11 protein-coding genes and 2 tRNA genes are annotated in these 16369 nt (G+C 30.6%); 3 read left to right on the forward strand and 10 right to left on the reverse strand.

Annotated features, from left to right (window positions below; genetic code table 11):
• Together flhA and FBE96_RS04285 are read right to left on the reverse strand one after the other, a co-directional pair.
• Positions 1 to 2175: a flagellar biosynthesis protein FlhA gene (flhA, locus tag FBE96_RS04280; protein ID WP_002859544.1), complete on the reverse strand. Its 2175-nt coding sequence runs from the start codon at positions 2173 to 2175 to the stop codon at positions 1 to 3.
• Positions 2162 to 2572, reverse strand: a complete 411-nt coding sequence (locus FBE96_RS04285) for an RrF2 family transcriptional regulator (RefSeq protein ID WP_002852609.1) — start codon at positions 2570 to 2572, stop codon at positions 2162 to 2164. Before FBE96_RS04285 ends, flhA begins: the two co-directional genes overlap by 14 nt.
• Before the next feature lie 174 nt (positions 2573 to 2746).
• Here FBE96_RS04285 and rpsO point away from each other — a divergent pair, with 174 nt between their 5' ends.
• The gene (gene rpsO / locus FBE96_RS04290) at positions 2747 to 3019 is read left to right on the forward strand and encodes a 30S ribosomal protein S15 (protein WP_002852579.1); all 273 of its coding nucleotides are present in this window, start codon (positions 2747 to 2749) and stop codon (positions 3017 to 3019) included.
• Between the two features lie 85 nt (positions 3020 to 3104).
• Here rpsO and FBE96_RS04295 read toward each other — a convergent pair whose 3' ends face one another.
• Together FBE96_RS04295 and flgL are read right to left on the reverse strand one after the other, a co-directional pair.
• A complete protein-coding gene (locus FBE96_RS04295) occupies positions 3105 to 5945 on the reverse strand; it encodes a DNA translocase FtsK (RefSeq protein WP_002858762.1) in 2841 nt (946 codons plus the stop codon).
• A gap of 109 nt (positions 5946 to 6054) precedes the next feature.
• Positions 6055 to 8307: a flagellar hook-associated protein FlgL gene (gene flgL, locus FBE96_RS04300; RefSeq protein ID WP_032586101.1), complete on the reverse strand. Its 2253-nt coding sequence runs from the start codon at positions 8305 to 8307 to the stop codon at positions 6055 to 6057.
• Positions 8308 to 8487: 180 nt separating this feature from the next.
• Here flgL and FBE96_RS04305 point away from each other — a divergent pair.
• Together FBE96_RS04305 and FBE96_RS04310 are read left to right on the forward strand one after the other, a co-directional pair.
• Positions 8488 to 8574: transfer RNA gene (locus tag FBE96_RS04305), tRNA-Leu, on the forward strand.
• A gap of 10 nt (positions 8575 to 8584) precedes the next feature.
• A tRNA-Gly gene (locus FBE96_RS04310) sits at positions 8585 to 8659 on the forward strand.
• 28 nt (positions 8660 to 8687) lie between these two features.
• Here FBE96_RS04310 and abc-f read toward each other — a convergent pair.
• The 6 genes from abc-f to FBE96_RS04340 are packed head-to-tail and all read right to left on the reverse strand — an operon-like array spanning position 8688 to position 16293.
• Entirely contained in the window at positions 8688 to 10619 is a 1932-nt protein-coding gene (abc-f, locus tag FBE96_RS04315) for a ribosomal protection-like ABC-F family protein (RefSeq protein ID WP_011049804.1), read from the reverse strand.
• 3 nt (positions 10620 to 10622) lie between these two features.
• Positions 10623 to 11912, reverse strand: coding sequence for a HAMP domain-containing sensor histidine kinase (locus tag FBE96_RS04320; protein ID WP_032586103.1), 1290 nt, complete (start codon positions 11910 to 11912; stop codon positions 10623 to 10625).
• On the reverse strand, positions 11906 to 12568 hold the full coding sequence (locus FBE96_RS04325; RefSeq protein ID WP_002860529.1) for a response regulator transcription factor: 663 nt from the start codon (positions 12566 to 12568) through the stop codon (positions 11906 to 11908). Before FBE96_RS04325 ends, FBE96_RS04320 begins: the two co-directional genes overlap by 7 nt.
• On the reverse strand, positions 12555 to 14138 hold the full coding sequence (gene serA / locus FBE96_RS04330; RefSeq protein ID WP_002852643.1) for a phosphoglycerate dehydrogenase: 1584 nt from the start codon (positions 14136 to 14138) through the stop codon (positions 12555 to 12557). Before serA ends, FBE96_RS04325 begins: the two co-directional genes overlap by 14 nt.
• Positions 14135 to 14623, reverse strand: a complete 489-nt coding sequence (locus FBE96_RS04335) for a hypothetical protein (RefSeq protein WP_145599595.1) — start codon at positions 14621 to 14623, stop codon at positions 14135 to 14137. The genes serA and FBE96_RS04335 overlap by 4 nt, the downstream gene beginning before the upstream one ends.
• Positions 14623 to 16293, reverse strand: a complete 1671-nt coding sequence (locus FBE96_RS04340) for a 30S ribosomal protein S1 (protein ID WP_002934819.1) — start codon at positions 16291 to 16293, stop codon at positions 14623 to 14625. Before FBE96_RS04340 ends, FBE96_RS04335 begins: the two co-directional genes overlap by 1 nt.
• Positions 16294 to 16369 lie beyond the last annotated feature (76 nt).

Raw genomic sequence — 16369 nt, forward strand, 5'->3', positions numbered from 1 at the left:
TTAAAGTTCTATCCTAATAATACCCTCGGTATTAAAATTTGTATTTTCTGCAATTTCTGCAAAACTTAACACTACTATATTAATGCTAAAATTATAACAAATATCAGCAATGAATTTTCTAAGCTGCGGTTCAACGCAAAGTATAAAAGGCTTGATACGACCATTTGCTACTGCGGCAACTTCAGCCCTTAGAGTATCTACTAAAGTACCTGTTTGAGCTACACTTAAAGGCAAGTGATAACTTCCATCTCTAAATTGTACATTTTCCATTAAAACCGCAGAACTAGCAGAGTCTAAGATAAAAATATCCAAATTTCCTTTATCATCTAAATACATATTTGTAATCATCCTAGCCAAGGACGCCCTTACATGTTCAATAATCATATCAAAACTCTTGCTTACTTCTGCTATATCGCTTACAGATTCTAAAATAGTAAGCATATCTTTAATTGGTATGTGATGCTTAAGCAAGTCTTTGAGAATTTTTTGAATAAGACTTACAGATGCAACACCTAAAGCACCTTCTACGATGATTGGATAATCATTTTTAACCTTATCAAGAAGATTTTGTACCTCTTGGCGTGTGAGAAGTTCGCTTGCGTGCGCTTTGATAAGTTCGCTCATATGTGTTGAAATAACACTTGCAGGATCTATTACTATATAGCCATTTAATGTTGCTTCATCTTTTAAATTCGCATCAATCCAAAGTGCATCAGAGTTAAAAGCGGGTTCTTTTGTAGCAATCCCTTCTATCTCTTCTGTGATAAAACCACTATCCATGGCTAAATATTTATCCGGATAAATTTCAGCACTTGCTATAGACACGCCCTTGAGTTTAAAACTATACTCATTTGGTTTAAGTCTTAAATTATCTCTTATTCTTATTTTTGGCATTAAAAATCCTAAACTTTCAGCAATACTTCTTCTCATTGAGCGAATTCTTTCTGTAAGTTCGTTTTCAGCAAGCTTAATAAGTCCGTATCCAAGTTCAAGTTCTAAAATTTCAACTTTGAGTATATCGTTAATCTTGTGCTCTTCTTCTTTGAGAATTTCTTCTTCGCTTTTCTTAGCAGGCGCTGCCGTTGTCCCACCTGCTCCACTTTGAGATGCAGCTGCGGCACTTGGTTTGCTTTTTTTAACTGTAGTTATATCAATTTTACCTTCCTTAACCTGCTTGGTAAGATAGCCAAGGCTTAAAAATACTAAAGCCATAAAGCCCAAGGATAAAGTTGGCAAACCAGGCACTAACGCAAAGATAAAAAGTACAAAACCTACTATTAAAAGCGTGCGATATTCGCTTAAAAGTTGAGTTAAAGTTCCTTCTGCAAAATTTTCCTCATCTTTGCTTGCACGAGTGATAATTATAGCGGTTGCAGTAGAAGTAATAAGCCCTGGAATTTGAGATACAAGTCCATCACCTATGGTTAAAATAGTATAGGTAGAAGCAGCATCGCTTAAAGCCATATCGTGCTGAAAAGATCCTATTAAAAAACCACCTATGATATTTATAATAGTTATGATAATTCCTGCAACAGCATCTCCTTTGATAAATTTAGAAGAACCATCCATTGCACCATAGAAGTTTGCCTCAGCAATAACTTCTTGACGTCTTGCTCTAGCGGTTTGTTCATCAATAAGTCCTGCATTTAAATCCGCATCAATAGCCATTTGTTTACCCGGCATCGCATCAAGTGTAAATCTTGCTTGTACTTCAGAAACCCTTGTACTACCTTTTGTTACAACCATGAAATTAATCAATACTAAAATACAAAATACAATCACGCCAATGACCATATTTCCACCAACAACAAATTCTCCAAATGCTGCTATAATCTCACTCACAGCTTCAGGGCCGTTTTGCCCTTCGCTTAAAATCATCCTTGTGGTAGCTATATTTAATGAAAGCCTAAATAAAGTGATAATCAAGATTAAAGTTGGAAAAGTTGTTAAATCTGTCGGTTTGGGTATATAAATAGAAATTAAAATAATTAATACCGATAAAGCTATACTTAAAGCCAAGAAAAAGTCCAAAATAGGACTTGGTAAAGGAACTATAATAATAGCTAAAATACAAACTAAAAAACCAACAATAGTCAAGCTTTTAGCTTTTAAAACAGGAGCGATTAAAGGCCCCAAGAAAGGAAAAACTAAATCGACTATTTTATTTTTTGCCATTATTTTTCATAATATCTTCTAAAGTAATAGAATCTAAAAATTCATCTACTTTATTTTGTAAATTTACTAACATAGGCATTAAGGTGCAATTTTCTTCTTTATTATTTGGACAAGTGCCACCACTGCATTCAAATACACTGATATCCTTTTTTTCAGCACTATTAACAATTTCTTTTATAGTATATTGACTTGGTTCTTTGATTAAAACAAAACCACCTTTTGCCCCTTTAAAGGATTTTAACAAGCCATCTTTAGCTAAAGTTTGTAAAATTTTAGCTAAAAAACTTTTAGGAATATCAAGCTCTAAAGCTAAAGAATCTACATCTTGAGGTGTTTCTTTTTGAGAAATATAAATTAAAGAAAGTAAAGCGTATTCGCTAGCTTTGGTAAATAGCACAGATTCTCCTTGTTATAACTACAGAAATAGCTGTAATTATAATAAATAATTCTTAGAAAAAGACTTAAATTTTGACAAAACCTTCTAAAAAAGATAAATTCAGTTTATTTTTTGCTTTTTAAGATAAAATTACAGTTCTTTAATTTTATTATTTTACCAATCAGGAGGTCTATCATGGCTTTGGATTCGGCCAAAAAAGCAGAAATAGTTGCGAAATTCGCTAAAAAACCAGGTGATACTGGTTCAACAGAAGTTCAAGTAGCTCTTTTAACTGCAAGAATTGCAGAACTTACAGAACATTTAAAAATCTACAAAAAAGACTTTTCATCAAGATTAGGACTTCTAAAACTTGTAGGTCAAAGAAAAAGACTTTTATCTTATCTTAAAAGAAAAGATTATAATTCTTATAGTAAGTTAATTACTGAATTAAATCTTAGAGATAAATAATTTTTAAGCCCTTTTTACGGGGCTTTTGCCTTTTAAATTTCTTCTTTTGTAATCAGTTTTATATATCAAAAACACAAGAAAAATCTTACAAGATTTCCCTTTGTCCTTTGGCATCAGGTTCGCTTAAAATCCCGTTTTGCGTAAGTTGTTCAATAATATTTGCAGAGCGGTTATAGCCGATTTTTAAACGGCGTTGTAAATAAGAAATGCTTGTTTTTCCATCTTCTAAGATTACTCTTTTAGCTTCTTCATAAAGCTCATCTGCTTCCCCATCAAAGCTTTCATTTGTTGTAACACCTACGCTTTGCTGATCCTTTAAAAAGCTTTCATCATATTCTACGCTTTGTTGATCCTTTAGAAAATCCACGATTTTTTCTATTTCAAATTCGCTTGCAAAAGGCGCATGCAAACGCACTATAGAGCTTGTTCCAGGAGGAGTAAATAAACAATCCCCTCTTCCAAGTAAACTTTCAGCACCCATAGCATCTAAAATAACTTTAGAGTCAATTTTTTGCCCTACTTTATAAGAAATTCTACTTGGTAAATTCGCTTTAATTAGTCCTGTTACAACATCAACAGAAGGTCGTTGTGTAGCTACAATCAAGTGGATTCCACTTGCTCTTGCCATTTGCGCAAGTCTTCCTATATAAAATTCTACATCTTTACCCGCAGTCATCATCAAATCAGCAAGTTCATCGATAATTACTACAATAAAAGGAAGTTCTTCTCCGCCTAATTCTTTCATTTTTTCATTGTAATTTTCTATATTTTTGGTTTTTGCATCAGCCATTAAGCGATAGCGTCTTTCCATTTCAGCTACCATATTTGAAAGCGCATTGACTGCTTTTTTTGGATCTGTGATAACAGGAGTTAAAAGATGAGGAATGTCATTATAAATGCTAAATTCAAGCATCTTAGGATCTATCATCATCAAACGCAAGGTTTTTGGAGAGTTGCGATATAAAAGACTTAAAAGCATAGAATTTATCCCCACACTTTTACCACTACCTGTCGTTCCTGCGATGAGTAAATGCGGAAGTTTTTTAAGATCGGTTACAAAAGCATTGCCTACTATATCTTTACCTAAAGCTATGGTTAAAGGACTTTTAGCGTTTTTAAAAACTTCACTTTGTAAAATTTCTCTTAAATAAATGGTTTGAATTTCATCATTTGGAACTTCTATACCTACAACATCTTTTCCTGGTATTGGAGCTTGAATACGGATTGATTTTGCCATTAAAGCCATAGTTAAATCATCTTGTAAATTTAAAATACGACTTACTTTCACATCTGCACTAGGACGAAATTCAAAAGTAGTTACCACAGGACCAACATAAGTGCTTATAACATCGCCGCCTATTTTAAAACGACGCAATTTTTCAAGAAGATTATAAATTTTTTTATCTATTTCACTTTCATTGATTTCTTGTTTGTGTTCTTTTGGATTAGCTAAAAAATCTAATGGCGGCAAGGTGAAATCTTTTGGTTTTTCTATTTCGCCCTGCTCTATTTCACGCAATAAAGCTTGGTTAATAGCAATTTCTTTGGCTAAAACTGCTTTTTGAAGTTTAATTTCTTGATCATTTGTTTTTTCATTATCGATTTTAGTTTCTGTATTTTGGATAAAATCGAGTGTATTTTTTTCTTCTATAACTATTTCATTTATATTTTTTATAGGAGTAGGTTCTATATAAGGATGATTTAACTCTTCTACAATGGGAGCAAATTCAAAGATATTGTCTGCTTTATCTAGATTTTTATTTTCATTTATTTTGTCTGATTCTTCTGTTTCTGTTTTAATTGTTTTTGGGCTATTAAAACTATATTTATTCCCTTCTATAATATCGCTTGAATTTATCGCATCATATTCTTCTAATTTTTTAATTTCTTGTTTTACTTTATTTTCTAAAATTTCATTTTGATAGGCTTTGTATTCTTGTTCTAGTTTTTCTTTTTTTATCAAATTCTCTCTAAGTTCAAGCTCTTTTGTAAAAATTTTTGGTTTAACTTCTTGATTAGAAACTGGAATTTCAATATTTTTACGTTTATAACTTGGCTCATCTAAATTTTTATTTGTATCTATTTGCTTTATATCTTCAAGTTTTTTAGGTTTTAAAAAACGTTCAGGAATCATATCTACCTCTTCTTCTGAAATAAAATTAAAATCTTCATCAAGACTAATGCTCATTTTACTAGCCTTTTGTGCGAAATTTCGCACTTGTTGAGAATGCTCATGAACAAAACTTCTTGATTCTTTTAAACTTTGTTTATCAATCTCTATGGTTTCATCTAAAATTTGATTTTTTAGTTTTTCAAAATTTTCCTTGGCCGTGGTAATTGAATTTTTACTTGCATTGATATTGCTATCTTTAATTATCTGTTCTAAGTTATTGGTTTCCCCTTTTTTGTTTATTTGTAAATTTCCATAAATACTATCTTGCAAAATATTTAATTTTGGAACTATAGGTTCTGATTTACCTACATCTTCTTTCTCGTTTTCTCCACCAAATACACGCATAAGTAAAGATTTAAAAGCTTGCTCTACTTTTAATAAATAAGTAAAATCTAATTCTATTTTTAAAATTTCTTTTGCAAATTTTGGAAACAATAAAACCAAAGAAAATAGTAGAAGTAAAAGAGCGAAAATTCCGCTCCCAGTATGCCCCAAAATAGTAGAAAAAATCGCATAAGCAAGCTCTAGTATATAGCCTGAATTAGGATAAAAAACTGCAAATAAAAGCAAACTCGAGAAAAAGGCAAATCCTATACCAAAAAGCTCTCTTCTTGTAAAATTAGCTAATTTGTAATTTCTTTTATAATAAACATAATTTAAAATAAATAAGAAAAAAGGATAATAATACGCAAATTCTCCAAATAAAAATAAATTAGCCTTGTAAACCCATTCTCCCATGCCAGGTGCTAGCATACAAAGACAAAGATAAAAAATAACAAGCGTGGAGCTGGTAAAAATGGCTTCTTTTTTAATATTCTTTCCTTGAAAATAAAATCAAAGCTAAATTATACCATAAAAAATTTTACATATAATTTAATAAGCTAAGTTGAGAAATTGTTGTACTAGCTTTAAGAGAAGCTTGATATGCAAGTTGAACTTGCATTAAATTCATCATTGCCTCACCATAATCTACATCAATCACATTTGATTTTATACTTTGGACATTAACGCTTAAAAAGGATGTGCGTGTATTAACACCTTCGATAGTATTATGATATGCTCCCATAGTTGTATTAAGCTTGCTAACATGATCTGCTAAATGATCAAGTCTTTCTAAAGCTCCTTGCATACCTGTATTTCTAGGGTTTTCACTTTCGGAGTCTGCTCTCATATTGCCTTTTAAAACAGCATCAATCATTGAATCTAAATCTTTAATAATATCCACATTTGGCTCATCTATAGTTAAAGAATTATTCGCGCTAAAACTAAAATTTGGACCATTTTGTACAGTAGAAGTTGTGGTAAAAGGAGGTGCTGGAAATTGGCCACTTTGAGAATCACTAAGAGAAATTTCTATATTGGTTCCTGATGAAAGTTTATCAGTAACACTAATACGACCTTTATAATCCATACTTACATCAACAGTAGCTTGTGAATCTTTCATGAGTTGTTGTATTTGGGTATAATCTGCATTATTAATTTGACCATTATTGACTTGTATGGTTGTTGTAGGAATTTTATCTGCAGCAAACATACCTATAATATCATTAATTTGACCATAAGTAATATCATTTGATCCTGTAACAACCCCACTATTTCCAGTTGCAGGATTAGTATGCATAATAGGAAAGCTTATGGTTTGACCTGGATTATTAGGATCAGGATAGCTTACAGTTGAAGTTTGTAAATTTATAGTAACATCGTAAGAATTTCCACCTTTGGAATTGACTTTTAAATTTAAAGTAGTACCATTTAGGCTATCTCCTGCCATTACCTCGCTAAGTTTGGTTGAATCAGTGGCATAAGCATTGTTTCCTTTGATAACTTGAGAAACATTACCATAAACAGTATTGCCATTTTTTTCAAAATACACATTATCGTAATCAGCTCCATTGGTGGCATTTCCATCTGTATCTGTCATTTTACTTTTGATAAAATCAGTTTGTTTTAAATCGATTGTGAATTGTTGATTGTTGATTGTTACAGTTACAGGGTTGTTTAATTTTGTTATATCTCCATTATTGGGATTTCCTAGCGCAGCAGTCATCACCCTGTTTGTAACATCTTCCATTGTAATACCTTCATTCTGTGCTGCTTGGATAATATTATTTAATTCAGTTTTATCATCAGCTTGTGGTGTGAAAGCTACAGCATGAAAATCGAGTTTATTATTACCTTGCTTTAGATCTGTAATTTGAATTTGACCACTATCATTCATACTTACTTCTACTACTTTATTATTTGGAGTATTACCATAAAGAGCTCCAATATTTTCCATTACATCTTCTAAAGTATCTTCGGGTTTGACGAGTACAGCACTTTTAAAACTTGTTCCATCGGGTCTTGTACCTTGAACATAAAGAGTTGTTGGAGGAAAATTAAGTTTTAATTCATCATTATCAAAGTCTTTATCGGGGTCTAGTTTGTCATCTTTTACATAACCTTGCCCGATAAGTTGTTGCCATTTAGAATCTCCTGTGAGATATTTGGTTTTATCAGGGTCTTTATTTAAATCCCAACGATTATCTGTAAAACTAACATTAGTGCTTATTTGTTTTTTATAGTCTCCATCTGCTTTAAAAAATAAATCCCAACCTGGTATATTGTATGGGCTTTCAGTTCCAGCTCCAGTTACTACATTAATATTATTTTTATCTCCATAATAATTTCCATTAGAATCAAAAGGTTTGTTTGCAACTTGAGAACCTGCAAAAAGATACTGACCATTAACACTGGTATTTGCAAGCTGAACTATGCTTTCTTTTATACGTTCTAGTTCTTTTGCTATAGCTTCTCTTGAGGTTTGAGAATTGCTATCGCTTGCAGCTTGGGTTACTTTAACTTTAAAATCTTCAAGAAGTTTAACCATATCTTGTAAAGCTTTCATACTATTTTGAGTCATTTCTTGAGCTCTACTTGTTGATTCTTTTACTTGTTCTAACGTTTTAATTTCATATTCAAGACGCGTATTATCTATATAAGTGCTTGCATCTTCATATGAATTTTGTATTTTCAAACCTGAAGCAAGTTGTTGAGATATCTGATATAAAGCACTTTGACCGCCCATAGAATTATTCACACTATTTGTGAAGTTAAGTTTATTTGTAATTCTCATTTTTTTCCTCTAAAGTATTAAAGTTAAAATCTTTTCAAACATTGCTAATAAACAAAAGCAATAACTGTTCCAAAAATTTAAATTATATAATTTTATATTGTCTTTTTGAAAATACTTTTTATTTTTAAAGTATTTTTTAGCCTAAAAAAGTATAATTTTAGCTTTAAATCTTAAAAATGAGCCCGAGTGGTGAAACTGGTAGACGCGCCAGACTCAAAATCTGGTAAGGGCAACCTTGTGTCGGTTCGAGTCCGACCTCGGGCACCACTTATTTTTTGCGGGAATAGCTCAGGGGTAGAGCACAACCTTGCCAAGGTTGGGGTCGCGGGTTCGAATCTCGTTTCCCGCTCCATAGAATAAAAAATATAAAATCTCTTTAATTATAAATTCTCGCTTTTCTCTAATACTAAAAAATACTCATTTTCTAGAATTTCAAGTTCTTTTTGCATTACTTCAAGCTCTTGATAAAGCTTGTTAATACCTATTTCTTGATATACATTTGGATCGGATAAATTTTGATTTAATTTAGCTATCTTTTGCTCTAAAAAATCTATTTTTTCAGGATGGTTTTTTAATATCTCATTTTCTTTGTAGCTCAATTTTTTGGAGCTTTTTTCTTTTTGGTTATTATTTTGCTCTTGGGTTTGAAGCTCTAAAGCAAAATTATCCAATTCTTCAATTTCTTTTTCATTTTCAAGATATTCAGTATAAAGAGTGTGTAAAATATTTATATATCCATTTCCCTCAAAAGCATAAAGTTTTGTTGCGATTTTATCAACAAAATATCTATCGTGTGATACTAGCAAAATAGCCCCTTCAAAACTAAGTAAGTATTCTTCTAATATATTAATCGTAGCTATATCAAGATCATTAGTTGGCTCATCTAAAATCAAAACATCATATTCTTTAATAAAAAGCAAGGCTAAAGCAACGCGATTTTTCTCTCCGCCACTTAAAAGAGCCACGCTTTTATCTAAAAATTCCTTAGGAAATAGAAAATTTTTCAAATATCCATAAACATGCATATTTTTACCACGAACTTCAACCCTATCTCCACCATTGGGACAAAAAATTTCAAGCAAGCTTTTATCAGAATTTACCAAGCTTCTAGCCTGATCAAAATATCCTATCTTAAGCTCTCCGCGTTTTATTTCACCGCTATCTTGTTTTATTTGCCCTAGAAGAATTTTTAACAATGTTGATTTTCCACAACCATTTCTTCCTACGATAGCTATGCGTTCACCTTGTAAAATACGCGTTGAAAAATCTTTAAAAAGATTTTTATTGTTTATATTTTTGCTTATATTTTTAAGCTCAAAAAGCATTTTTTTACGATTGATCGTTTTTTCTCCATTAAAATTTAAAGCCGCTCTTGAAATTTCAAGTTTTAAGCGTTTGATTGCCCCAGGATTTTTTTTCGCTTCTTCACGCATTTTAAAAATGCGTTCTTTTCGTCCTTCATTTCTTTTAAGTCTTGCTTTAACCCCTCTTCTAAGCCATTCTTCTTCGCTTTTTAATTGCTTTAAAAGAGTTTCATGGCTCTTAGTAAGGCTTTGTAAAATTTGTGTTTTTTTCTCTAAATAGTTTGCATATCCGCCTTTAAAAATACTAAGCTTACCCTGCTCTACTTCTACACACTTGTGTGCTATAGCGTCAATAAAATATCTATCATGGGAAATAAAAATCACACACATCTTTGAATTTTTTAGCAATTCTTCCAAAAAGCTTGTCATATATACATCTAAATGATTAGTTGGTTCATCAAGCAATAAAATATCAGGATTTTTTAGTAAAAGTATGCAAAGCCCAACGCGGCGTATTTCTCCACCACTTAAAGTAGATATAATGCGATTTTCATACTCAAGTAAACTAAATTCTTTTAAAACGCGTATTATTTTAGATTCTATACTCCAAGCATCTTTACTATCAATCAAAGTCATAAGCGTATCTATTTTTTGAAGATAATCTTTATTACTAGGATCTTCTTCTAATTTTTTATGCAGTATTTCATATTCTTCTAAGGTATTGTAAATTTCTACAAGCTCTTGCTTGATGGCTTCTTTTACGCTTAAATTTGCATTAAAATCAACGGTTTGTGAAAGCATGGCTATGCTTTTTCCATTTTGTCTTATTATTCTACCGCTATCTAAAGGAAGTGTGCCTAAAAGCGTTTTTAAAAAAGTAGATTTTCCTTCTCCATTTTTGCCTATAATAGCAATCTTTTCTCCCTCGTTTGCGCTAAAATTTACTTCATTTAAAACTATTTTGTCTCCAAATTTTTTTGAAGCTTCAATTAAATCTATAAGAGCCATTTTTTATCCTTGACTGAGTTTAAAGCTAAAACTAGAACCATAACCTAAAGTGCTAGAAATTTCAAGATAACTTTTATGTATATTTAAAATTTTCTTTACTAAAAAAAGTCCCAAACCAAAAGAATTATCACTTTTTACATCAATTTTATAAAATTTTTTTGTAATCAATTTTATTTTATCTTCTTCTATGCCTTTTCCAAAATCTTGCACTATTATCTTTTGATCTCTTGCCGTTAAAATGACTTCTTTTTGACTATATTTTAAAGCATTAGAAAGCAAATTTATAATCACTTGCTCGATTAAAAATTCATCAGCCTTAACTTTCGTGCTTTTACCTTGCAATGCAACTCTTTCAAAGCCTGGGTTTTTAGTGATTTTTCCACATAGAGAAAAAAGATCAAATTCTTGCATCTGCAAGGCTTCACTATTAAGATTAAAAACAAAATTAAGCTTATGGGTTAAAGCATTAAGTTTAACGCTTTGACGTGAAATTTTTTCTAGTAATTCCTTTTTTAATTTTTTATCTTCCAATTTCTCATCTTTTAGCATCTCTAAGCTAAGATCAATCACGCTTAATGGATTTTTAAGCTCATGAGAAATAGCAGAAATCACGCTAGCAAGCTGAGTATTTTTTAAAGTGATTTTATTGCTTTGTTTTTTATTTTTTTGGGTATTCTTTAGAATTTTATCCTTAGTTTTTAAAAGTTTCTCATTTAGTAAATTAAATTCTTTAAACATTCCTTTTTCTAATATAACAACTTTATGATCCCCTATAGAATCCAAAAAATCCAAAATTTTATTAAAATTTTTCTCTATTCTTCTACCTAACAACAACATTAAAATAAAAACAAACAGCAAGCATACTCCAAAACCGATTGCCATTTTTGTCCAAAAAAGTTCTAAATCTAAAAAACGAGGATAAACAATAATAATATATTTATATCCTTTGTAAATAAAGCTTTTAGTGAGAATTTTTTTTGAATTGAAATTTAAAATTTCTCCTTCTTTAAGATTAGAAAAAAAATCAGGATTTTTTACAGAACTTATTTTCATATCATTGTTTAGGATAATAAAATCAGCCCTAGTATCTTTAGCAAAATCCTTGATATTAGCATCATTTAAATGCTCTAAGAGAGAAAATTTTAAAACATCATCAAGGCTTTTGATTTTTTGTTCATATTGTTTTATAAGCAAGAAATTAAGATAAGAATTAGTAAAAGTATAAAAAATAAACCCAAAAATCAAAGCCAATACAACAAAAAAAACTATAAAAATATTTTTAGTTTTTAGCATAATTTATAGCCAATACCCCTAACACTTATAATATGATCTTTTAGTTTTGGAAATTTATTTCTAAGTCTTGTTAGAGCTATATTGATTGTTTTATCACTTGTAGTATCATCTTTCCAAACACTTTCGCTTAAAAATTGTCTAGTAAGCAAGGTATTTGGATTTTCAAAAAAACATTTTAAAAGCTCATAGTCAAGATTTGAGATTTCTAATTTTTGATTTTTGTAAAAGAATTCATAACTAACCAAATCTAAAATAAAATCACCAAAAGATAGTTTTTCTTCTTCTTTTTTATGGCGTTTTAAAATTGCTTTAATGCGAAGCAAAAGCTCATTGAAATCAAAAGGTTTACAAACATAATCATCACAACCACTTTCAAAGCCTTCGAGCAAATCTTGATGTAAAGCCTTGGCTGTAAGAAAAATAACTGCTTCTTTATATCCTTGCTCTCTTAAATCTTGAATTTTTTCTAAAGAATCTCCACTGGGCAAATTTCTATCGACTATTAAAAGATCAATTTGCTCATTATCGAGCAAATCTTCAACTCCAAAAAAATCCGCTAAAGATATAACTTCATAACCACTAGATTTTAACTTTAAAACAAGCAGTTCGTTTAAATCTATATCATCTTCTATAATTAAAATTTTAAATTTCAACATATTGGACAAATACACACGCCTCTAATTGTTTTAGTTCATCTAATACTTCTTTTTGAACTTTTTCATCAATCAAAACAACAGCCAAAGCATACCCAAAACCATCTCTACCAAGCCTAAAATCAGCTATGTTGATATTTTTAGCTGCCAAAACGGAACTGATTTTAGCTATAACTCCTGGTATGTCTTTGTTTTTAAAAATAATCATTTTTCCCTTTGGCTTAAAATCAGTTTTAAAGCCATTTAATCCAACTATGCGTTGTTCATTTTCATTAAACACTGTTCCTGAAACACTGATATTTGAATTTTCGGTGATAATTTTAACGCTAAGTTTATTATTATAACCACTATTTGGAAGAGTTTCGCAAGATAATTCAACTCCTTTTTCTTTGGCAACAAATTCTGCATTAACATAATTAATTTTCTCTCCTAAAATTCCACCCAAAGCACCAACAGCTGCAAAAGTTAGCATAGAATTTGCATACTCACCAATAATTCCTTCAGCCTCTAATTTAATACTTTTTATAGGATTTTTATCAATTTGAACAGCTAAAAAAGCCATTTTAGAAACAAGTTCTATATAAGGAGCTACAAAAGGTGGTAAGTCTTCAGTTTTAATTGGTAAATTTAAGGCATTAGGATAAGCCACGCCTCGTGCTGCACTTAATGCTTGCTCACAAGCTTCTCTTGCGATATTGTCTTGACTTTCTAAAGTATTTGCTCCTAGGTGAGAAGTAACTGAAATATTTTCAAAGTCTAAAAGAGGATGATTGGTTGCGGGTTCTTTATCGAACACATCTATACCAAGCCATGCTATTTTACCACTTTTTAAACCTTCATATAAAGCCTCTTCTGTGTATAATCCTCCGCGAGCACAATTTATTAATCTTATTCCATCTTTCATTTTTGCAATTTCTTGCTTTCCTATCATACCATTGGTTTCTTTGGTTTTTGGTGTGTGAATGGTAATAAAATCACTTTTTTCTAAAATTTCATCCAAATTTTTTGCTTGTTCCATATCTAAATCTGTAATCTTAGAAGCAGAAATATACGGATCATAGGCTAAAATTTTCATACCAAATGCTTTAGCACGGATAGCTACTCTTGAACCTATATTTCCAAAACCTATAACCCCTAGCGTTTTATTCATCAATTCAATGCCATACCATTTTTCTCTTTCCCATTTTCTTTCAATTTTTAAAAAATTATGAGCATTGACAAAGCTTCTAGCTGATGTTAAAAGATGTGCCATTGTTAGTTCAACTGCGGCAATAGTATTTGCAGTTGGGACATTCATCACAATCACTCCTCGTTTAGAACACTCTGGAATATCAACATTATCTACGCCCACCCCAGCACGCACAAGCGCTTTTAATTTTTTGGCATGATTTAAAAAATTTACATCTACATCCGTAGAACTTCTAGTAATTGCAACTTCAATATCGCTTAGCATTTGCATAAGTTCATCTTTTGGAAATTTTGCAGCTTCTATAAGCTCAATATCTTCAGCTTTTCTTAGAATATCGACACCTTTATCCAAAATAGCATCACACACTATAATCTTTTTTTTCATAACCAAATTTCCTTTACTTCTGTATTTATTTTATATTTTTTTAATTCTTTGATAATATCATCTATAAGTTTTTCATTGCCTGTATCCAAAAAGATTTCTGAACTATCGCCAGATTTAAGAAGAAAATACTTCACATTAAAAGAATTTAAAGTCTGCCTTAAGCAAAACATAGAATAAATATCATATTTTCCAACTATAAGCTGATAATATTTATTTTTCTCCTTAAGCTCGCTAGTATCTGCATCAAAATATAAGGTAAATTTTTCTGCTGCTGGGGTAAAATCTCTTGTAGGCCATTTTGCTAATTCTTCTTGCCATGAAAGATCTTGATTTTGGGTTTGAATGCTTGGCTGCGTATTTGTATCTTTAGCAAATTGTGGAATGAAATTTACATTAGCTTTAAATTGCCAAAGCAATGTAAAAACAACAGCAAGCAAAATGAGTAATAAAATACTCAAAATGCTTATTGTAATGTATTTTTTCATTAAGCTAGCTGATCTTTAATGATATCACCTAAAGTTACTTTATCATCATTATTGATTTCATTAAGAACTTCTCTTTCTTTTATTCTAACAAGATTTTTAACACTTAGGCGAATTCTATTTTTCTTTTCATCAATAAAAACTATAGCAGCTTCAATATCGTCGCCAATTTTTAAATTTTCAAGCATAGAAGTGCTTATATCTTCTTTATGAATTAAAGCATCAACATTTTTACTTAGCTCTACAAAAACACCAAAATCTTTAATATCACGGATAGTGCCTTTTACAATATCGCCGACTTTATGAATTTTGGCATATTCTTGCACTGGAGAACTGTTTAATTCTTTTGCGCTTAATGATATTTTTTGGTTTTCTTCATCTATTTTGATAATTTTTACCTTGATTTTATCCCCTTGAGAGAATTTGTCTTTACATTTATCGTTTCTATCCCAAGAAGCATCTTCATTATGCAATAGACCTTCAATACCGCCAAGTTTAACAAACGCACCAAAAGAAGTTACCGAGGTGATCTCCCCTTCAACCACATCTGCAATTTTGTAAGATTTCATAAATTCATCAAAAGGTCTAGAAAGTAAATTTCTTAAAGAAACTCTTAAGCGTCTTTCATTTGGATTGATTTCAATTACTTCAACATCAATTTCTTGACCTTTGTTGATATAATCTTTTGGATTTTTAATATTTTTATCCCAAGAAATTTCACTGATATGTAAAAATCCTTCTATATCATTTCCTAAATCCACAAAAGCACCATAAGGCTCTATATTTGATACTATTACTTTAATGGTATCACCTACATCAAGAGTATCTTTTATCTCGCTCCATGGATCGGGTAAAGCCGCTTTTATAGACAAGGATAAATGTTTGCGTTCTTTATCATACTTTATAACTTTAACTGGAACCTTATCACCCTCTTTATAAAGTGTTCCAGGATTTACAGGTCCTTTGTAAGAAATTTCGCTGTAATGAACAAGACCATCAACACCTCCTACATCCACAAACATACCATAAGTAGTAATTTTTTTCACAATACCTTCAATTAAATCTTCTTGTTGTGCTACATTATTGATCAATTCTTTGCGTTTTCTTCTCTCGTCATCTAAAGTTTTTTTACGAGAAACAATGATACTTTGCTCATCTTTGTCGATTTTAATAATTTTAACTTTAAACGTTTTGCCTATAATATTATTTGTTTCTTTGAAGCCATATTGAGATTTTGGTAAGAAAAATTCAACATCATTTTCATCAACAACTATCAATCCGCCTTTATTTTTTCCAACTACTTTTACGGTAAAAATATCATCTTGATTTTCTTGATAGTTTTTAATAAATTCGATAACTTTTTCTTTTCTCAAAGCTTTTTTATGAGAAAGTAAAGATCTGCCACCACGAGAACCCATAACAGCAACTTTAATACCATCGCCTACATTAAATAATAGCTTAGAATTGTCATCTTGTATTTCACTAAGAGCTAAAATACCTTCAGATTTTTTACCTATATCTACATAAACTTCATCATTTTTGATCTCTACAATCACACCCTCTGTTGTAGCCTCTTCTCTTGATTTATCAAAAGCTTCTAAAAGCTGTCCAAAATCTTCTTCCTCAAGATAATCATCTACGCCGCCTTGAACTTTTTTGTTCACCTCGCTCATTATGGTCCTTTAAAATAATTTTTAGAAATTGATTGATTTTACCTTATTTTTCTTTAATTAGTGTTAAGTTTTTTTA

Source organism: Campylobacter sp. CFSAN093241, assembly GCF_012889595.1.
GTDB classification, from domain to species: Bacteria; Campylobacterota; Campylobacteria; order Campylobacterales; family Campylobacteraceae; genus Campylobacter_D; species Campylobacter_D jejuni.